13 protein-coding genes are annotated in these 20586 nt (G+C 73.3%); 5 read left to right on the top strand and 8 right to left on the bottom strand.

Translation table 11 applies throughout. The features are described 5' to 3' along the window. Window positions 1-61 precede the first annotated feature (61 nt). From FHT38_RS12475 to FHT38_RS12440, 8 genes are all read right to left on the bottom strand, one after another. Window positions 62-4864: a hypothetical protein gene (locus FHT38_RS12475; RefSeq protein WP_183491964.1), complete on the bottom strand. Its 4803-nt coding sequence runs from the start codon at window positions 4862-4864 to the stop codon at window positions 62-64. 387 nt (window positions 4865-5251) lie between these two features. Continuing rightward, on the bottom strand, window positions 5252-6169 hold the full coding sequence (locus FHT38_RS12470) for a carbohydrate kinase family protein (RefSeq protein ID WP_183491963.1): 918 nt from the start codon (window positions 6167-6169) through the stop codon (window positions 5252-5254). Beyond that, window positions 6162-7247, bottom strand: a complete 1086-nt coding sequence (locus FHT38_RS12465) for an ADP-ribosylglycohydrolase family protein (protein ID WP_183491962.1) — start codon at window positions 7245-7247, stop codon at window positions 6162-6164. Before FHT38_RS12465 ends, FHT38_RS12470 begins: the two co-directional genes overlap by 8 nt. Window positions 7248-7261: 14 nt before the next feature. After that, complete coding sequence (locus FHT38_RS12460) at window positions 7262-8245, bottom strand: ABC transporter permease (RefSeq protein ID WP_183491961.1); 984 nt, start codon at window positions 8243-8245, stop codon at window positions 7262-7264. Then, the gene (locus FHT38_RS12455; RefSeq protein ID WP_183491960.1) at window positions 8242-9429 is read right to left on the bottom strand and encodes an ABC transporter permease; all 1188 of its coding nucleotides are present in this window, start codon (window positions 9427-9429) and stop codon (window positions 8242-8244) included. Before FHT38_RS12455 ends, FHT38_RS12460 begins: the two co-directional genes overlap by 4 nt. Further along, on the bottom strand, window positions 9426-11222 hold the full coding sequence (locus tag FHT38_RS12450; protein ID WP_221213765.1) for an ABC transporter ATP-binding protein: 1797 nt from the start codon (window positions 11220-11222) through the stop codon (window positions 9426-9428). The genes FHT38_RS12455 and FHT38_RS12450 overlap by 4 nt, the downstream gene beginning before the upstream one ends. A 56-nt stretch (window positions 11223-11278) precedes the next feature. Beyond that, complete coding sequence (locus tag FHT38_RS12445) at window positions 11279-12379, bottom strand: BMP family protein (RefSeq protein WP_183491959.1); 1101 nt, start codon at window positions 12377-12379, stop codon at window positions 11279-11281. Between the two features lie 35 nt (window positions 12380-12414). Continuing rightward, complete coding sequence (locus FHT38_RS12440) at window positions 12415-13167, bottom strand: GntR family transcriptional regulator (RefSeq protein ID WP_091733484.1); 753 nt, start codon at window positions 13165-13167, stop codon at window positions 12415-12417. A 238-nt stretch (window positions 13168-13405) separates the two neighbouring features. Between FHT38_RS12440 and FHT38_RS12435 the strand changes: the two genes are divergently transcribed. The 5 genes from FHT38_RS12435 (at window position 13406) to FHT38_RS12415 (ending at window position 20580) form a co-directional block, all read left to right on the top strand. Next, window positions 13406-15700: a TonB-dependent receptor gene (locus FHT38_RS12435; protein ID WP_183491958.1), complete on the top strand. Its 2295-nt coding sequence runs from the start codon at window positions 13406-13408 to the stop codon at window positions 15698-15700. Beyond that, window positions 15697-16992, top strand: a complete 1296-nt coding sequence (locus FHT38_RS12430; RefSeq protein WP_183491957.1) for an esterase-like activity of phytase family protein — start codon at window positions 15697-15699, stop codon at window positions 16990-16992. Before FHT38_RS12435 ends, FHT38_RS12430 begins: the two co-directional genes overlap by 4 nt. Next, a complete protein-coding gene (locus FHT38_RS12425) occupies window positions 16989-17576 on the top strand; it encodes an RNA polymerase sigma factor (RefSeq protein ID WP_183491956.1) in 588 nt (195 codons plus the stop codon). Before FHT38_RS12430 ends, FHT38_RS12425 begins: the two co-directional genes overlap by 4 nt. 161 nt (window positions 17577-17737) lie before the next feature. Further along, window positions 17738-18781, top strand: a complete 1044-nt coding sequence (locus FHT38_RS12420; protein ID WP_183491955.1) for a type III secretion system chaperone — start codon at window positions 17738-17740, stop codon at window positions 18779-18781. Window positions 18782-18795: 14 nt separating this feature from the next. After that, a complete protein-coding gene (locus FHT38_RS12415; RefSeq protein WP_183491954.1) occupies window positions 18796-20580 on the top strand; it encodes a hypothetical protein in 1785 nt (594 codons plus the stop codon). The last annotated feature ends 6 nt before the right edge of the window (window positions 20581-20586 follow it).

Raw genomic sequence — 20586 nt, 5'->3', positions numbered from 1 at the left:
CATGGCATTGCGCATCGGGTTTCCCGCGAAAAGGCGGGCTTGCGACACGCCTCCGCGTGGCTCAGCGCGGCGCCTCGGCCGCCGCCTGCGGCACGCCGAACTGCTTCACCAAGGCTTCCTGCAGGGGTCGGTAGTCGGCGCGCGCGGCGTCCTTCATGGTGTCGAGGATGTCCTGGGCGCTGCGCTGCGCCGCCTTGTCGGGCCGCAGTCGGCCGGCGGCGTCCTCCGCGTAGTGGCCGGCCTCCGGATAGGCCTGCCGGACCAGCGCGTGCACCAGGCCGCCCAGCGTCGGGCCGTCGCCGGCCTCGTCCATCCGGACCATCTCCCGGCGCCCGCCGCGCACCTGCGGCGTGAAGACGCCATCGGGCGACACCACGATCACATGCGCCGGCTCGTGGCGCTTGTCCGACAGGTCGCTGAGCGCGGCTTCCCGCTTCAGGTCGATCTTGTCGTAGGTCATGTCGAAGGGGGTGTGCTCGGCCTGGCCGGCCGCGTCGAGCACCACCAGCTCGATCCGCTTGCGCAGCAGGCTGGTCATGAGCCAGCTGAAGGACGCGGCGTCCTGCGTCGACAGCGGGCTGGACAGCGACTTCTCGCCGATGGCGTCGGCCACGGCGCCCGCCTGCTCCCGGATGGCCTGGCGCTGCGCGGCGGCCTCGCGGGCCGCGTCGGTGGCGGCATAACCGCCGGCCTCGCGGAAGTGGGCGTGATGGACGTTCTCCGTCGCCAGGTCCAGCAGCCCCTCCGACACCAGCGGGTCCTTGCCCAGGATCAGCGCATGCGTCGCCTCCTTGATGGCGCGCATCGACTGGTCGCCGCTGTAGGGATGCAGCCAGCGCGCGCGCTCGGGCGGACCCTGCTCGCCGGCGCGGTCCATGTCCTCCAGGCCGCGGCCGAGGAAGTAGCTCTTGTTGTTGGACCATTCGAGCACCTGCCGGCCCGCGTCCTTCACGGCGTCCAGGCGGCGGAAGCGGTCCTCGCCGAGGTCGAAGACCCAGGCGTCCGGCGCCGGCTGGCGCGTGGCCTTGAGCAGATGGCCCGAGCGCGGCTCCATCGCCTCCTCGCCTTCGCGCAGGTCCACCGACGGCTGCGCCTTCTTCGCCTGGAAGCGCTGCTCCAGCTCGTAGGTGTTGACCTGCTCGAAATAGACCACCTGGCCCAGGTCCTGCACGTCCTTGCCGGGCGCGTTGACGGCGGAGCCCTTGCCGGCGTTGGCGTCGATCTTGCGGACCCGCATCAGCACGCCGGGCACGGCCACCACCTCGCCCTGGGCCAGGTCGCTCACCTTGGCGAAATTCACGCCGCTGAGCAGCTTGGCGTGGATGCGCAGGCTGCGGTCGCGCGTCGCCCCGGCGTTGATGCCGGCGCCGAAGTAGGCCGCCATGCGGCTGGAGGTGGTGGCCGAATACATCTCGGTGAGCGCGACCACCTCGCCCTCGGTGACGGTCTTGTTGGGCGACTGCCCGGCTTCCACCGGCTGCCCGAAGCGGGTCTGGCCGCCGGGCGCGATGTAGGACGCCTCGGTCACCGCGGCGCGGTCCAGGTTGGCGGGGAACTTCGGCGCGTAACGCGCCGCCAGGTTGACGTCCAGGATGGCGCTGGGATCGACCAGGCCCTCGCCGCCGTCCGGCTTGTGGGCCGAGGCGGTGAGCACCATGTGCGGCACGCTGATCGCGCTCTTGGGGCGGATCGGCTGGTACTGCAGCTGGCCGACATAGTCGAAGCGCAGCGGCAGGTGGAACATGCCGGACTCGACGGTGTAGAGGAACGCGGAGTTGGTGGCCCGCTTCTGCAGCAGCTCGGACACCGGCGGCAGCCCGGCATCGGTGCGCGGCGTGTGGATGCCGGGCGCGCCGGCCATCAGCTGGGTGGTGGGCCACGCCGCCGCCTGGCCGCGCCGCGTCCAGGTGGTCACGTTGCGCGGCACCTCCGCCGAGTCGAGCAGCAGCCCCGGGCGCGCGTCGACCGGCCGGCCGCGGTTGCTGTAGTCGTTGACGATCTCGTGGAACTGGCTGGTCTGCGGCAGGCTGCCGCGCGAGGACCATTGCTCGCGCGCGGCGCGGCTCTGGCGCTCGAAGGTCTCGCGGTCCTTGGCATCCAGCAGCGCGACGTCGTAGCGCAGCGCTTCGGGGCGGTCCTGCGCCTCGTCGGCCGCCGGCCCGCCATCCGCCGCCTCGATGAGCGCGTCCAGCTTCTCCTGCAGGCGCAGGTCCATCTCCTTCTCGCGCTCGGGATGCAGCGGATGCGAGGCATGCTGGATCGAATCGTGGACCGCCGCCAGCTCGGCGCCGATCTCGCTGAAGCGGCCGGCCTCGTGCTCCAGCGGGAAGCGGCTCAGGTACTGCCGCACGCCCTCCATGCCTTCGCGCACGTTCAGCAGCATCATCATCGCGGTCCGGTTCTCCTCGAGCTTGCGCCCCGCCAGTCCGGCGGCAGCGTTGGAGACGTCGGTGATGGCGCGGTCGATGATGGAGATCGGGTCGCCCATCCCGCGGGTCTCGCGGCTCATCTGGTGGTCGTAGGCGCTGGCGTTGTCGCCCACGAAGCCGGCGCTGTTGAGCATCGTGGTCAGCATGGGCTCGTACATCGTGTCGAGCCGGCCGATGGCGCGCGCGGCCAGGGTGGCGCCGACGGTGCGCGCGGACGGATGGCCGTCGCCGCCCGGCAGCGTGAACGCGTTGGAGACCCCGCGCGCGACGTTGTAGATCGTGTTGTAGAGCAGGGTCAGCGACAGGTGGGCGGCGGCGTGGTTCGCGGGATCGCCGGCGCGCGACTTCATCCATTCGACGCCGCCCTTGGCGACCGAGGCGGAGGCCAGCGCCATCACGTCGACCGCGTTGCCGCGGTGCAGCCCGAAGGCCTGCTGCAGCTTCATGTTGAGGGACAGGCGCAGCATCTCCTCGGCGCTGGGCAGCATGGCGCGGATCGCGAACCGGCCCATCCGGCCCTCGGGCCACTGGAAGTGCGCCGGCATCATCTTGCCGAACTGCGCCATCGCGAAGGTGGTGGCCTCCTGCGCCGCCACCATGCAGCCCACCGCCTTGGCCAGGCCGTCGAAGCCGATGTTGCCGCCGCCCTGGCTGCTGAGCCCGGCGACGCCGATGCCGGCGGCCGCCATGCGGCCCAGCATGTTGAATCCGTAGACCACGCCGGTCTTGGCGGCCACCTTGACGGCGGTGTTGATCGTGTAGTCCAGTGGGCGCTGGTTGCCGAGGCCGAACGCCGGCTGCGAGGTCGCCAGCCGACTCGCGGCATGCAGGGTGCGCTTGAGGACCGTGGGGACCAGGGGCCCGGCGCCCTTGATCAGCGGCCCGGCCGGCAGCGCCTCGCCGGTGGAGAGCACCAGCGCCGGCTCGGGCGTGCCGGACTTGCTGGCGCGCAGGCCGTTGTACTGGCCCTCGTAGGAGTACAGGTCGATGTCGGCCGCGGCGCCATGGCCGGCCTGCATCATCCCGGCGCTGTCGCTGTGTCCGAAGCTCGGTGTCGGGTTGACCAAGCGCAGTCGGGCGCCCTGGGTGCTGGCCGTCAGCTCGTGCACCGCCTGGTCGTCGGTGGTGAAGCGGATGACGACGGGCTTGGCGCTCGCCCCCTCCGCGCGGGCCTGGCCGAGCTGCTCGCGTAGCGTGTCCATCAGCGCCTCGAAGGCGCGCGCGCCCTTGGCGGACTTCACGCCGGTCAACTCGGCCGGGCCGACCACCTCCCATTGCTTGACGCCCCGGATCTTGGCCAGCACCGGCCCGCCCACGTTCACCGCTGAGGGCGGATGTTCCAGGTCACCGGCGGTCTGCGCGCGCAGGGCGGGCGGCCGGTCGGACGGCGGGGTGGGGCGGCCCTGGAACTCCTCGTAGCCCTCCATCGCGGTGATGAGGAACAGGCGCTCCGACTTGTAGAAATGCGGGGTGAGCGCGGTCAGGCCATTCGCGAGCGTCGGGCCGAAGCCGGGCAGCGTCGCGGTCTCGGGACTGGACCACCACTGCGCTTCCTTGGGCATCGCGCTCGGGTTGGGCGGCATCTGCATGATCGGGTCGTCGGACTCGGCCAGGGAGCGCCGCGCGTGCAGCGCCGAATCCATCGACAGCTGCTTGATCGAGGAGCGCAGCGAGGTCTCCATGTCGCCGCGGGGCAGCGAGGGGCGGTCCGCGCGGGGCGGGCCGGCCTCCAGATCGGGCTCGGCGCCGCCGCGCGGCGGGCGGTGGGCGAGCATGCCCGTGCCTTCGAGCGCCTCCAGGTCGGCCAGCTTGATCAGCCGGTCGCCATAGCCCTTGACGAAGAAGCGCGGTTCGGCCTCGCCGGGCAGCGTCTGGCTGATGACCGGCAGGCGCTCGGCCACCGTCATGCCGTGCGGGCCGTGGGCGGTGAGCTTCAGCACGTGGCTGTGGTCGTTGAGGTCCGCCAGCTGCGCGCCCGCCGACGCGGAGGGCACCAGCGCCGCCTCGAAGCGGCCGAGGAAGCGGGTCATGTCCTCGCGGGTGGCGCCGTACTCGGTCTTGAGCTGGGCCAGCCGCGCCGGATCGGCCGGGGTCGTGGCGAGCACGCCCTCGAGCGCGGTGACGGGGTCGGTGCGCTGGATGGGCTGGGCCTGGGCCACGGCGGCGGTGGATGACGTCGCGGGCGCTGGTGTCGTGGGGGGCGGGTTCTGCGTCAGCAACTGCGCCAGCGTGGTCACGTCGGCGCGGGGCGGGGGCTGCATGGACTGCGACGACGCCCGCGGGTTCGGCTCCAGCGCCTGGCCGCCCGAGCCGGTGGGCATCGAACCGGAGGTGTCGGGGCGGGGCGGCGCGCCCGTGGTGGCGCCCGGCGGGGGCGTGAGTTCGACGGCGGTGGACGAAGAGGTTGTCGGACCGACGGGCGTCAGCGTGACCATGGCGGGGCGCTCCAGGATGCGATGCGCGAGGACTCGCGCGCTGGAACGCAGGCTAGGTCAAGGCCGCGTCGGGTCGGCGACGGATGCGCAGCGCGGAGCGGGGAGGCGAAGTGGTGCCCGGATGGGCAGCGTCGGCGCGGTTGCGGGAGAGCAGCGCGGTGGCACGAGCCCCCTCACCCCTCTCTCTCCCCCGAAGGGGGCGAGGGGGCGACTGCGCCGTGCGGCGCTTCGAACTCCCTTTCCCGCTGGCGGGAGGGCAGAGGAACTCCCTCTCACGCTGGTGGGAGGACAGAGGAGCTCCCTCTCCCGCTTGCGGGAGAGGGCAGGGGTGAGGGTCTTGCCCCCTCTCCCGCTTGCGGGAGAGGGTCGGGGTGAGGGTCTTGTGAGTCACCCGAGCCGCGCGTCGACCGCCGCCCGCGAGGGCAAGCCGGCGCGGGCGCCGACCTCCGCGATCACGAAGCTGCTGACCGCGCAGGCGAAGCGCAGGCTGGCCGCCAGCGACTGGCCCTCGAGCCGGGCGAGCACGAAGGCGGCATTGAAGGCGTCACCCGCCCCGGTGGTGTCGCGCACCGGCACGTCGAACGCGGCCTGCCGCACCACGCCGTCGCGGTCGGCCGCCATCGCGCCCTGGGCGCCCAGCGTGACGACGACGCAGGACGGCCCCTGGTCGAGCAGGCGGCGGAGCCCGTCGGCCGAGGGCGACTCGCCGGTGCCGGCCCGGAAGCCGGCCTCGTTGAAGAACACCAGGTCGGCCAGCGACAGCTGCTGCGCCAACGCCCGCGCGTCGCCGACCACCGAGGGTTCGAGGTCGAGTGCCACCCGCGTGCCGGTGCGCCGCGCCAATTGGCTGATGCGCGTCAGCTCCGCCAGGTCGCGCGGCATGGCGTAGAGCACGCGCGACTGCAGCAGCGCGTCATGCAGGCGCTGTACGGGGAAGGGCGGCGGGGCGGCGGCCATCGGCGCGACCACCAGGCCGCGGTCGCCGCCCGGCGGCAGTAATGAGAGGGCCAGGCCCGACGCCACACCGGCCACGACCTGCAGGTGCTCGACATCGACGCCGTCGTCGCGCAGCGAGCGCCGCAGCTGCTCGCCGAACAGGTCGGCGCCGATGCGGCCGAACACGGCCGCGCGGCCGCCCAGCCGCGACAGCGCGCAGGCTGCGTTGGCCGTGGTGCCGCCCGCCGAATGGCCCGCCGCGCGCGCCATCACCTTGCCGCCTGCCTCAGGCCACTGGTCGACGTCCAGGCTCAGGTCCATGCAGGGATCGCCAAAGGCCAGCAGGTCCCAGCGACGGCGCTCAGCCATGGCCGCGCTCCTGCCAGTGGCGCCAGGCCAGCCCGCCCAGCCCGGCCGCGATCGCGTCCAGGTCGAAGTCGGCGCGGTTGGCGGTCTCGAACTCGGCGCGCATCGCCGCCGGCACGCCGGCCAGTCCGCGCCAGGCGCCGGCGATCGCGCCGGCCATGGTCGCGATGGAATCGGTGTCGTTGCCGATCGAGGCGCCGATGGCGATGGTCCGCATCGGATCGCCGCCGGTGTAGGCCACGATGCCCACGGCCGCGGGCACGGACTCCGCCGCCAGCACCGAGTTGCCCACCAGCCCCTCCATCCGCGACATGAAGCTGCGGTCGTCCGGCGCCTGGGCGGCGATCGCCAGCGCCGCCTCCAGCCGCGCCAGGTAACGGGGGCCGGCGACGTCGCGGGCGCGCTGGCGGGCGATCGCCTCGCCGCGGGTCGCGCCTTCCACCGCGGCGGCCAGCACCTCGCCCAGCGCGTCGGGCGATGGCGGCGTGACCAGCGCGCGAGAGACGGCGGCGGCGATCGAGCAGGCCGCCGAGATCGCGACACCGGTGTCGTGCGAGGGCATGCAGGTGACGAAGGCCTGCTCGCAGGCGGCGGCCAGGTCGCCGGGGTGGATCAGGCCGGCCGGCGCGACGCGCATCGCCGCGCCGTTGGTCGTGCCCATGCCGGTGAGCTTGCGGCGCGACTGCCCGATCACGCCGACGCTCGCCAGGTCCGTGCCCTCCTGCAGCGCCTTGACGATGCCCGCGGTGCTGGGGCCCATGAAGCCGGCCTTCGGGCTGGTGCGCACCCAGTCCAGCAGGCACTCGACCCAGCCGGCCTGGTCCAGCCGGCCCTCGGCGGCCACCAGCGCGCGCGCCAGGTAGTACATCTGGCTCGCGTCGTCGGTGACCTCGGCCCGCAGGCCGCCATTCACGCCGGCGAAGGTGTCCGGCGTGGGGGTCTCGAAACGCGTGACCAGTCCGCCGAAGTGGGCCGCGATCTCGTCGATGCTCCATTGCTCGGTCGGCGCGCCGAGCGCGTCGCCCATGCCGGCCAGCGTCAGCGACGCCTGGATGCGCTCGCGCAGTTGCTCTTGGTTCATCCTGGGAAGGTCCTTCAAGGTCTCTGGGAAATCTCGGGCGCGGCGGGCCTGGGCCGCCGCGCGCGGCGCGCGCCGGCCACGGCCATGGCGAGCAGGGTGACGATGGGCGGCAGCATCTGCGGCAGTTGGGGCCGCCAGGCCAGCGCGCCGAGCTGGGTGGCCAGCACCGCGCTGGCGCCGAACAGCAGCGCCGCCGCGGTGGTCCCCGCCAGCGCGCGGGCGCCGAGGAAGACGGCCGCCAGCGCCAGGAAGCCGCGACCGGCGCTCATGTCCGCCTGGAACAGGGTCACGTAGCCCATGCTGAGGTAGACGCCGCCCAGCCCGGCCAGCGCGCCGCTGGCCAGCAGCGCCAGGTACTGCATGCGCTTGACCGGAATGCCGGCGGCGAGCGCGGCGGCCGGGTTCTCGCCGGTGGCGCGCAGCCAGCGGCCCCAGGGGGTGCGCTGCAGCAGCAGCCACACCGCCGCCACCGCCAGCGGCGCCAGCAGCAGCGGCAGGGGATGGCCGCGGCCGCCTTCGCCGTTGACCAGCAGGTCCAGCGCCGGCCAGCCGGCCAGGCCGGGCACCCGCAGCGCGGGCAGCGCGGGGCTGACGAGCGTGGCGGTGGAGCCCTTGTCGCCGACCCAGCTGGCCATCAGGAACACGGTCAGCCCGGCGGCCAGCAGGTTCATGGCGATGCCGGCGACGATCAGGTCGGCGCCGAACTCGAGATGGAAGACCGCCAGCAGCAGCGCGAGCACGAGCGCCGCCAGCAGCGCCGCGCCGCCGCCGATCAGCGCATGGGCCCAGACCGGCAGCGCCGGCCAGAGCTCGGCGGCCTGCACCGCGCCCATGACGCCGAAGAACGCGGCGACCAGCATCAGGCCCTCCAGCGCCACGTTGACGCAGCCGGCCAGGTCCGACACCAGCGCGCCGAGCGCCGCGAAGAGGATGGGCGTGGTGGCGCGCAGCAGCGCGACGACCAGCCCGGCGACGACGAGGGTCCAGGTGTCGGTCATGAGGCGACTCCAGGGGAGGGCTCGACGGTCTCGACGGCGGGCGCGCCGCGCCGGCTCCGCCAGCGCGCGAGGCCCTCGGCCAGCCGCGGCCACAGGCGCTCGGAGACGACGAACAGGATGATCAGCGCCTGGATCACCAGCACCATCTCGCGCGGGACATCGGTGCCGCGCTCCATCGCCTGCCCGCCGGCCCGCAGGTAGGCGTAGAGCAGCGCCGCCATCGGGATCGCGCGCGGCTGGTTGCGCGCCAGCAGCGCCACCACCAGGCCCTCATAACCGAGGCCGGCGGGCAGGTCCACCGGCAGCCGCCCGAGCAGCGCATGGCTGACATGCAGCCCCGCGAGTCCCGCGAACAGCCCGCCCAGCGCGGTCGAGAGCATCACCGTGCGCGCCACCGGCAGTCCCATGCGCCGCGCGAAGTCCGGCGCCTGGCCGACGGCGCGCAGCGCATAACCGGCACTGGTCCGGTCCAGCATCGCCTGCGCGGCCCAGGCCAGCAGCGGCACCGCGATCAGCATCGCGCTCACATGCGTGCCGGGGATCAGCGCGCCCAGCGACGCGGCCGGCGGCAGCAGCGGCGTGGCGATGAAACCCGCGCCGGGATCGCTCATCCATTCGCTGAGGATCAGCCGGAACAGCTGCACCGCGACCAGGTTGAGCATCAGCGAGGTGACGATCTCGCTGGCGCCATGGCGCACCCGCATCCATCCGGGCAGCAGCCCCCAGGCGCCGCCCACGAGCATCGCGGCCAGCAGCGAGGCCGGCAGGACGACCACCGCGGGCCAGGCGGCCAGCGCCAGGCTGGTAGCCACGGCGGCCAGCGCGCCGAGGAACATCTGCCCGTCCGCGCCGAGCGTGAACTGCCGGGCGCGGAAGGGCAGCGCGATCGCCAGGCCCAGCAGCGCCAGCGTGATGGCGTCCTCGATCGCGGCGCCGAAGAGCACCACGCGCCGCAGCTCCCAGCCCTGCGTGCCGAGGTGGAACTCCGGCAGCGGGCCGGTGAGCAGCGCCAGCCAGGCGCGCAGCGGCTCATCGCTGACCAGCGCGGTCAGGGCGAAGCCGACCAGCAGCGCCGCGGCCAGCGACAGCGGCAGCGTGCCGATGCCGGCACCGACGCGCCGGAGCAGGACGGTGAGGCCGGCGCGGCGCGAGGCCCGGGGCGCGGGAGGGGCGGCGGACGTCACGGCAGGCGTTCCTCGTCGGGGGCGGACGGCATGGAGGGGGCGGAGGGCGTGGAGGGCGCTGAGAGCGCCGAGCGTGCGGAGGGCGCGACGGGTGCGGAGGGCGTGACGGAGGCAGAGGGCGAGCAGGGCTCGGCGGGCGTGAAGGGCGCGTCCAGGTCGGCGCGGGCGGCCGGGTCGTGGCACACGCCGGTCATGTAGAGGCCGAGCCGCCGCGCATCGACCTCGGCGGCCGCGAAATGCCCGACCAGTCGGCCGTGCGACATCACCGCGATGCGATCGGACAGCGCCAGCAGTTCGTCCAGGTCGGCCGAGATCAGCAGCACGGCCGCGCCGCTGTCCCGCAGCGCGGCCAGGCGCTCGTGCAGCGACTCGCAGGCGCCGATGTCGACGCCGCGCGTCGGCTGGCTCGCGACGAGCAGTCGCGGGGCCAGGGCGATCTCGCGGGCCAGCACGACCTTCTGCATGTTGCCGCCTGACAGCGAGCGGATCGGGACCTCGGGCGACGCGGCCACGACGCCGAAGTCGCGCAGCAGGCGGGCGGTCTCGCGCGCCGCCCCTCCCAGATCCAGCGCGCCGAACCAGCCGGGCACGCCGCGCCGGACCACGGGTGGCTCGGCATGCCGGTTGGCGATCGCGTTCTCGGTGATGCTCATGTCCGGCGCGACGCCGTCGTGCAGCCGGTCTTCCGGCAGCGCCGCGACGCCTGCCGCCCGCGCCGCGCGGATGCCGGCGTCCCCCTGGCCGCGCAGCGGGACGCCGTCGACCGAGACCTGCCCGCGCTCCGCGCGCACCAGGCCGGCCAGCACGTCGGCGAGCAGTCCCTGCCCATTGCCTTCCACGCCGGCGATGCCGAGGATCTCGCCGCCGGCGATCTCCAGCGTCAGGTCCTCCAGGGTCTGGCGGCCGCCGGCGTCCGTGGCCGCGACCGCGCGCATGCTGAGCACCGGCGTGCGGCGCTCCGGCGCCGGCGACGGCCGCGACCGCCGCGGCGCGACGGCGCGTCCCACCACCATCGCGGCGATCTCCGCCTCGCCGACGTCCCGCGTCGCCGCGCTGCCGGCCACGCGGCCGCCGCGCAGCACGGTGAAGCGGTCCGAGACCTCGCGGATCTCCGCGATCCGGTGCGTGATCAGGATCACCGCCAAGCCGTCGTCGGCGTAGCGCCGCAGCGCGGTCATCAAGGCCGCGGCCTGCTGCGGCGCCAGCACCGCCGTCGGTTCGTCCAGCATCAGGATGCGGGCGCCCTGGTGCAGCGCCTTGAGCAGCCCCACCGCCTGCTGCTCGCCCAGCGAGAGCCGCGATACCGGCGTGCGCGGATCCAGCGGCAGGCCGAAGCGGCGCGCCGTCTCGGCGACCTGCTCGATCGCGACGCGGGTGTCGAGCAGCGGACCGCGGCGCGGCTCCTGGCCGAGCACGACGTTCTCGGCGACGGTGAAGGAGGGCACCAGCGTCACATGCTGCGGCACCAGGCCCATGCCGGCGGCGATCGCCTCGCGTGGCGTGCGCCAGCGCACCGGCCGGCCATCCAAGCGGATCTCCCCGGCGCTGGGCTGCTCCAGCCCGTAGAGCATCTTCATGACGGTGGACTTGCCGGCGCCGTTCTCGCCGACGATGGCATGCACCTCGCCCGGCGCGATGGACAGGCTGACCTGGTCCACCGCCAGCGTGCCGGTCGGGTAGCGCTTGGACACGCCGTGCAGCGACAGCCGTCCGGGCGGGGCGGCGCCGATCGGCGCGATGCCGGGCGGGGTGCCCGATGAGGCGCTCATCACGATGTTCATTGCGGTGTTCATCGCGGCGCTCGTTGTGGCGCTCGTTGCGGTGTTCAACGACGTGTTCATCGCGGCGCTCATCCGGGCGTCCTCGCCGAGAAGGCGCTCGGCACGCGGCGCTGGCCGGCGACGATCTCCGCGCGCACCTGCTCGAGTTCCTGCCAGAGCGCCGGCGGCCACTGCGCCAGCAGGCCGGCGCGGGGCGCGAGGCTCACGCCGCGCTCCGCCAGGCCCAGCGACACGACGCCGCCCGGCGCCGTGGGTTCCCGCAGGGACGCGCGCAGCGCCTCCAGCACCGCGACGTCGACGTTCTTGACCACCGAGGTGAGGATGCGCGCCGCCAGCGCCGGCTGGCGCGGGCGGTAGAGCGCGTACTGGTCCACGTCCACGCCGATGGCATAGCGGCCGGTCTCCAGCGCGGCCTCGTTGACGCCCTGGCCGCTGGCGCCCGCGACATGGAACACGATGCCGGCGCCACGGCCGAACAGCGTCTTGGCGATCTCCTTGCCCAGCGCCGGATCGGAGAAGGAGTTGGCGTACTGGGTCGCCACCGGCAGGTCCGGATCCGCGGCCTTGGCACCGGCGCGAAAGCCCACGATGAAGTCGTCGACGACGGGGAACTGCATGCCGCCCATCACCCCCAGGCCGCCGCCGGGCGCGACGCCCGGCAGGCCGGCCCGGTCGAGCCGCGCGGCCAGCCAGCCGGCCAGGTAGGCGCCCTCGTTCTGGCGGAACAGCAGCGAGCGCACGTTGCGGCAGGCGCAGCGTCCGGCGTCCACGGCGGCGTCGTAGAGCACGAAGCGACGTTCCGGATAGGCCCGCGCCAACTGCTCGACATAGGGCGCCATCGTGTAGGTGCCGGTGACGATCAGGTCGTAGTCGCCGCTGTCGGCCAGCGCGGTCAGAGCCGGTAGCCAGCGCGTGGGGTCGGTGCCGCCCTCCACGATCTTGACGGTGACCGGCAACTGCCGCGCCGCTTCGCGCATGCCCTTGGCCGCGCCGTCGAAGAAGGACTTGTCGCCCAGCGTGCCGTTGATGAAGAGCACGGCGCGCACCGCGTGGCCGGCCTGGGCGCGCGGCAGCAGCCGCTCGCCCGCGGCCTTCAGGCCGTAGAGCACGGCCACGGCCGCGAGCAGCCACAGGAGCTGACGCAGGAGGAAGCGGAGGGCGGGGCGCATCGACGGCGGTGCCGGGAGGGGGCGGCCGGGCCCGCTCAGGCGAGCCGGCTGGACTGCGTGATCCGCGCGCTGTACCGGTAGCTGGACACGTACTTCATGAGGCAGTACTCGATGGGCTCGCGCCGCTCGGACAGCGTGATGCGCTCGCAGACCAGCAGCGGCGCGCCTTCCGGCACGCCAAGCAGCCGCGCTTCCTCCGCGTCGGCGCTGGCGGCGAACAGGTTCTCCACCGCTTCCACCGGCGCGAAGCCGGCGCGTTCCATCAGCAGCTGGTACAGCGAGCGGGCGCGTTCCACCTCCTGCAGCTCGAGTTTCACGCCTGGCGGCAGCGGGAAGTAGGCGTCGTGCAGGCCGACGGGCACGCCGTTGGTCAGGCGCACGCGCCGCACGCGGGTGAGCGGGTGGCCGGATTCGAGCTGCAGCAGCTGGGCGATGGCCATGGTGGCCGGGCTGAACTCGAGGTTGAGGATGCGCTGGCTGGGCAGGCCGCCGCGCTGGCGCGTGTCCTCGGAGAAGCCGTCGATGTAGCGCGACATGCGGCGCACCAGCGCCGGCGCGACGAAGGTGCCGCGGCCGTGGTCGCTGTAGACCAGCCCATGGTCCTCCAGCAGCCGCACCGCCTTGCGGATGGTGTCGCGGCTGACCTGGTGCTGCTCGGTGAGCTCGCGCTCGGAGGGCAGGGCCTCGTTGTCGGCGAGGCGGCCGTCGTCGATGGCGGCGCGCAGCGCGTCGGCGACCTGGCGGTAGCGGGGAGGGGGCGCGGAGGCCTCGGCGGGTCGTTTGCTCATGTCTGGCAATGCTCTCATGGTACGTACCAGATGGTCAACAGGGTTGCTCCCAGTCCGCATCGCATGGCCGTTTTACGAGGCTGTGACAGCTGTTGCTTCCGAAGGAAAACCCGAGGTTCTGCGGAAAACATGCTGTGACCAGATTGACGTGGTACGTACCAGTGGATGATCATCCGGCCCGATCCGCGCAGTACCCCTCCACCCCGTTCCCGGTCCTTCCGCTGAAAGCTCCTCCACCATGCGCTCTCTCGCCCGCCTTCCCTTCGCGCCGCTGCCCCTGGCGGCCCTGCTCGTCGCCGTCCACGCCCCGGTCCTGGCCCAGGAGGCCGCCGCGCCGGCCCGGCCCGCCAGCGAAGCCGCTGGCGACACCGCGCCTTCGGCCGCGCCGGTGCCCGCCCGCTCGCAGTCGCTGGGCCAGGTGACGGTGACCGGCGAATCCATCGGCCTGCGCCAGTCGCGCGCCAACGTGAAGATCACCGCGGCCGACCTGGAGCACTACCCGACCGGCGTCTCGGCCGACAAGCTGCTGGAGCGCGTGTCCGGCATCCAGGTCGGCTCGTCCAACGCCTTCGGCGGCGACGGCTTCGAGAGCACGATCAGCATGCGCGGCTTCGGCAAGGACAGCATCGGCTTCTCGATCGACGGCATCCCCAACGGCCGCACGACGCTGGGCGGCGGCTCAGTACCCACGCGCTTCTTCGACAGCAGCAACCTGGCGGCGATCGATGTGTCGCAGTCGGCCGGCATCGTCGGCGCGCCGTCCCACCAGGCGCTGGCCGGCCACATCGATTACCTGACCCAGGATCCCGGCCGTGCCTTCGGCCTGCGCGTGGAAGCCGCCGCGGGCAGCGCCGAGCTCGGCCGGCTCTATGCCCGCGTGGACAGCGGCGAACTGGCGCCCGGGCTCACCGCCTACCTGAGCGTGTCTCGGCAGCAGTGGCAGGTCTCCTACGTCGACGATCCCTCCGGCCACGACAGCCGCGACCATGCCGACCTGAAGCTGGCCTGGCGCCTGGGCCAGGACACCACGCTGAAGCTCTACTCCAGCTTCAACGAGCGCAAGGAGACGAGCGCCAGCAACATCGTCACGCTCAGGCAGTTCCAGACCGATCCCAAGCAGGACGGCTACACCGACCACTGGATCGGCGTGCCCGGCGTCGACCGCAACTACCGCGGCCTCAAGGGCAACCCGCGCGAGGACCGGCTGAGCTACCTCAGCCTGAACACCACGCTGGGCGGCCTGAAGGTCTCGGCCAAGGCCTATCACCACGGGCAGGACGGGACCGGCAAGGAAACGGGCCTGGGCAACGGCGGTTATCCGGGGCTCGATGGCTCGGCCCGCAGCCTGTACTTCCGCGGCAATGACTACGACCTCTCGCGCAACGGCGCCTTGGTGGAAGTGGGCGCGCGGCACGGCGACCTGCTCGACTGGCGGGCCGGCGCCTGGTACGAGAGCTACGAGCGCGGTCAGGTGCGGCGCTGGTATCCGGTCCTCGACGAGTCCGCGGGGCCGGCCCTTGCCGACACGCCGGTCGCGATCAGCGAGGACAAGCACTGGAAGAACCGCTCCACCATGGTCTACCTGGCCAACCGCAGCAGCCTGCTGGATGGCGGGCTCAAGCTGGACTACGGCGTCACCTACCTCGACAACCGGGTCGACTACCGCGCGCCGATCCAGGACTCGCGCACCGGCAAGCTGGACTTCGTCAACCAGGCGCGGGTGAACTCCGGCGTGCTGCCCAAGCTGGGCGCGCTGGTGCCGCTGGGCGCGAACACCGAGCTGTTCGCGGGTTACGCCAAGAACGCGGCCACGATGACCGACGCGACGCTCGAGGGCGGCGCGGCCACCACGATGGCGGCGGCGCTGCGTCCGCAGGACATGGACACCGCCAAGGCCTTCGACCTGGGCCTGCGCCACAAGGGCGACGGCTACGCGCTGAGCGTGCAGGGTTTTTCGATCCGCTCGAAGGAGACGGTGGCCGCGGACATCGCCGGCACGCTGCAGTCGGAGAACGTGGACCAGGGCCGCCGCATCGATGGCATCGAGCTGAGCGGCAACGCGCGCGTGGGGGCGGCCTGGCGCCTGTATGGCGCCTTCACCTACCAGAAGGCGCGCTACGCGCTGGGCGACGTCGATGCGCAGGGTTATCCGGCCAAGGGCTTCATCCGCGACGGCGCGGACCTGGTCGGCATCGCGCCGCGCAACCTGTTCCTGGAAGCGACCTGGCGGCCGGGCGATGCCTGGCGGCTCGGGGCCAATCTCCGTCACGTGTCCAGCCAGGCCGGCTACTACGCGAATCCGCGGGTGGCGAACAGCGGCGTCGACGAGCGCATGCCGGCGTACACGCTGCTCGGCGCGAGTGGGTCGTACCAGTGGGATCACCTGACCCTCGGCCTGAACCTGGAGAACATCACCAACAAGCACTACCTCTCCGGCGTCGCGCCCGAGCTGATGACGAGCCCCTCCAGCATCGGGCGCTACTTCATCGGTGCGCCGCGCACGGTGGTGCTGTGGGTGAGGATGGAGCTGTGACGCGCTCCCCGGTGACCCGCCCTGGCGGCACGGCGGTCCTCGCCGGGGCCGTGGCCGCGGTCGCGCTCCTGCTGGGCGGCTGCGCGCCGGTGACCTCGACGGTCGATGCGCGCGCGACAGCACGCGTTTCGGTGGACGCCGCGGCGGGTGCGGCGGCGGGTGCGGCGGCAGATGCGGCGGCAGGTGCGGCGGCAGGTGCGCCGGGCACGGACGCCTGGGCGCAGCCGCCCATGCGCCTGCGGCTCATCGGCGAGACCGTCATTCCGCGCGTGGCGACCGATCCGCTGCTGCGCCATCTCGGCGGCATTTCCGGCCTCGACTACGACCCCGTCGAGGACACCTGGTACCTGCTCAGCGACGACCGGTCGGAGCACGCCCCCGCGCGCTTCTACACCGCCAGGATCCGCTGGAACGCGCAGGGCCTGGAGGAGCTGCGCGTGACCGGCCTCACCCCGTTGTTGCAGCGGGACGGCCAGCCCTATCCGAATGTCCGCGCGCCGACGCGGCCCGGCGAGCCGCCGCCCGACAGCCCCGATCCCGAGGCCTTGCGGCTGGACCCGCGGACCGGGCGTCTGCTCTGGTCCAGCGAGGGCGACCGCCCGCGCGGCCTGCAGCCCTTCATCCGCTGGTCGGAGCGGGACGGCCGCTTCGCCGGCGAGCTGCCGCTGCCCGAGCGCCTGCGCGTGCATCCCGACGAGCCGCGCGGGGCCCGGGACAACCTCAGCCTGGAAGGCTTGGCCCTGGCCGCGGATGGCTCCGTGTGGGCCAGCATGGAGGCGCCGTTGATCGAGGACGGCGAACCGCCGACGCGCGAGGCGGGCGCGTTGGCCCGCTTCACCCACCTGGACCGGCAGGGCCGGGTGCTGGGGCAGTACGCCTATCCGGTCGAGCCGATCCCGGAGGCGCCCACCGGCGGCCAGCGCCGGTCCGACAACGGCGTCAGCGATGTGCTGGTCACGCCGGCAGGCACGCTGCTGGTGCTGGAGCGCTCGGGCCGGGAAGTCGCCGAGCGGGTCTTCAAGTTCCGCGTGCGGCTGTACGAGGCCCGCGTCGATGGCGCCACCGACGTCTCGGCCGTGGCCTCGCTGCGCGACGCGGCGCTCGTGCCGATGCGCAAGCGGCTGATCCTCGACCTGCAGGCCGCCGGCGCGCGGGGACCGATCGACAACCTCGAAGGCATGGCCTGGGGACCGGTGCGGCCCGACGGCCGGCGCACGCTGGTGATGGTGGCCGACGACAACTTCTCGCCGCAACAGGTGACGCAGGTCCTGGCCTTCGAGGTGGCGCCATGAGGGACGAGGACATGGAAGGCCTGCTGGGAGCCTGGCTGCAGGCGGCCGGCGCGGGGGACCGCGCGGCGTTCGAGCAGCTGTACCGCCACTTCCAGCCGCGCCTGACGCGCTTCATCCAGCGCTGCTGCTCGCGCCCGCATGTGGTGGAAGAGGCGGTCAACGACGCGCTGTGGGTGGTCTGGAAAAGCGCCGCCAACTTCCGCGGCGACTCGCGGGTGACGACCTGGGCCCATGGCATCGCGTATCGCTGCATGCTCAAGGCGCTGCGGGATCGCGAGGTCGGTCAGGAGATCAATGCCTCGGCGGTGCCGGAGGCGGAACTCGCCGAGGCGGAGCCGTTCTTCGACGACGGCCCCGACCGCGAGCTGCGCGACTGGGTGCGTCACGGGCTCGCCACCTTGTCGCTGGAGCAGCGCACGACGGTGGAGCTGGCCTACTGCCAGGGCGAATCCTGCGAGGAGATCGCGCGGATCATGGCCTGCCCCTCGGGCACGGTGAAGGCGCGCCTGGTGCGCGCGCGGGAGAAGCTCAAGGACGTGCTGCCGGCGCTGGCGGAAGCGGCGGTCGGGACGCGCGGCTACTGAGCCGACTGAGCCCGACGACCGGTCGGGCCCCGCGGTCGACCGCGTCGGCGCGTTCGCTTCGGCGCCCCCCGCTTCGCGTCCGTCTCGCTGCCGTCATCGCGACGTGCCTATCGTCATCGCCGGCCGAACCCATCACCCAACAACTCGGCCAGGGAGCTTCCATGACGACCATCCTTGCGTCTACGACACCTCCGGCGAACGGGACGATCCCCGCTCATGCCGACACCGTTTCAGCCGGCACGTCCGCCGACGTCATCGCCGACTGGCGCCGCGAGGCCGCGCTGCGGCTGTGCGCCAGCCCCGAGGTGGCGCGGCATTTCGGCGCCACCGGCCTGATCGAGCTCGCCGGGCAGCCGCTGTCGCTGCATCCGCTGCACGACGAACCGACGGGGTCCTGGCTGGCCGTCACGCGCGCCGCGCGTCCGGCCGCGGTCGACGAGGCGGCCTGGTGCGATGCGTTGCTGCTCGCCACCGGGCAGGCGCTGGTCGCCACCCACGCGGCCTTCGGGTTGAACGACGACGGCGAGGCGGTGCTGATCCTGCGCACCGCCGCCGGGCATGCGCATCCCGATCTGCTGGCCGTCGAACTGGCCGGGCTGCTGCAGCTGCGGCAGGCACTGCTCGAGGGCGTGACGGCGCGGGCCGGAGCGGCTGAAGCGGCAGCAACGGCCGGGACGGCGGCAACGGCCGGCATGTCCGGAACGGCTGAAGCTGCCGCGGGGCCTGCGAATGCGGCACAGCGCCGCGGTGTCGATGCGACCGCTGCGGCCGATGTCGACGCGCCGCTCCTGGAAGCCCCCGAGCGCGTGCTCGTGCGCGTGCATGGGGCCTTGCTGCAAGCGGGGCTGCCCGCCGCGGACGCGCTGGCCGGCGCGCGCAGCGGATCGTTCACGCTGGACGGCGTGTCGATCGGCCTGGCCTGCGAGGACGGGACCGACACGCTGGTGCTGGTGTCGGACCTCGGCGCCGAAGCGCTCGACACGCTCGAGCGCCGGCGGCTCGCGCTGCAGGCCAACACGACGCTGATGGTTTTCGCCGGCGTCGCCGTGGCCCGGGAGCGCGGCCGCGCACGGCTGATGTCGCGCTGCCCGGTCGACGGCCGCAGCGCCATCGATTTCGCCGACGGCTTCGCCGCCTGGTTGCGCGACTTCGCGCGCCTGGCCCGTGCCACATCGACGTCCCGCGCCACCGCGGCCGCGCATTGAAGGAGGGAGCCGACATGCCTGCATCCATCCCCCCTTCGACATCCAACCGCATCGAATCGTTCCGTCTGCCCGCCGAGGCCGGCACGTCCGTGCCCGGCGCCACAGCGACCGCGGGTCCTTCAGGTACAGCAGGTACTGCTGGCTCGACGGGCTCGGCGGCCGGCGTCGTTGCCCCGACGCTTGAGCGGCCGCACAACGCGCCGTCGTCGCGAACCTCCGCGCCGCTGGCATCCTCCAGCGGCGAGGAGCTGCGCGAGCGCCGGCCTCTGCCGGAGCTCGTCGGCACGAGTCCGGGTCGCTCGTTGCTGGACGACTCGCACAGCATGTCGGACTCGCGCGAGTGGTCGTCGCGGCGCCTCGACACCCTGGCGCGGGAGCGCGGCCTGAGCGGCCCGCTCTCGGCCACCGCATCGGACATCGGCCGGCAACTGCGGGCCGAGCCAACCTTCAACCTGTCCCGTCCCGCCGCGCCGGAGCGCAACTGGCGCTCCGTCGCGAACGCGATCTCCAGCGAGGTCGCCCGGCTGGCCGGCGTGGCGGGCAGTGAGGTGGTGCGCACGCTCGGGTCCGTCGTTCCGCCGATGCCCGAGGCCCGCCTGGCCGGCGTGGTGGCGGGACACGCCATCCACCAGACGGTCGCGGTGGCGCTGCCCACCTTCGCGCGGGAGATGCTCGCCAGCGCGGTGACCCACGCGCTGCGGGCCACGCCGGCGCCGGCCGTGATGGGCCTGCAGGCGACGGTCGGCATGACCAACGTGGTCCTGCAAGTGGTGCGGGAGCTGCGCGAGCGGCGCAACCCCGACGAGGCGGCGCGCGCCTACCACTCGCTCACCCCCGAGCAGTGGCAGGCGAAGACGCCCCGCGAGCAGACGGCGATGCGGGAGCACACGCTCAAGGTCTCGCGGCTGTTCACGGTGATGCAGGTGTCCTCGTCCTTCACCAACCTGATGCTGATGCATCACGGGTTCCAGCAGGGCGACCGGGCGGCCGCGCTGCAGCCGCTGGCCAACGAGTTGAAGGTCGGCGTCTACGCCGCGATGCGGGACGGCCTGCAGGCCAGCTTCAGCATGGTCAAGGTGAACAAGCCGCCGGCGCCTGCGGGCGGCGGCCCGCAGCCGGAGCTGGCGGCCGGCATGTCCGGTGCTGCGCAGGCCGCCGCCGTGGCCACCTACGCCGGCGTGAACGTGGTGAACGGCTTCCTGGGCGATGCACTGAAGGGCGCGTGGGTGCCTGATCGAGGCACGGCGGCCGCGGTGCTGCTCGGGCAATCCACGGCCATGGGCGCGGGCGAGGCCTGGCGCGTCGCGGCCGGGACGGCGGCGATCAGCACGCTGACCAACACGCTGGGCGAGACGACGGACTGGTTCCAGCGCCTGCAGCTCTTCGCCAACCAGACGCCCGGCGCGAAGCAGGAGTGGGCGCCGGTGCTCACCGGCACGGACCGCAGCCGCGTGCTGGACCAGGCGCAGGCGCGGACCTCGCTCACCAACACGCTCTTCTCGGCGCTGACCGCGGCGGGGCAGGGCATGGCGCACAGCCAGCTGCCGCCGGCCGTGCAGCAGTTCATCGGCAACGTCGGGGCCGCGGCGCTGGGCGCGATGCTCGATTCGCCGATCACAGGCCTGTGGCAGGCGCAGGAGGCGGTGCGGGCCAGGCCCGTGCCGGACGCGCCTGTCGATCTGGAGCTGGCACTGCGTCCGGACTCGCCGCGTCTGCCGTCGAGCTCGGCCTCGTCGGTGGCGGACATCCCGGTGCCGCAGCAGCGCCGGCCCCGCGTCAACGTCGACGAACTCGATTGAAGGTGC

It is taken from the genome of Mitsuaria sp. BK041, assembly GCF_014193085.1.
GTDB lineage: Bacteria > Pseudomonadota > Gammaproteobacteria > Burkholderiales > Burkholderiaceae_C > Roseateles.
The sequence above is the reverse complement of the archived record's forward strand: the minus strand, read 5'-3'. Positions and strand labels throughout refer to the sequence as shown.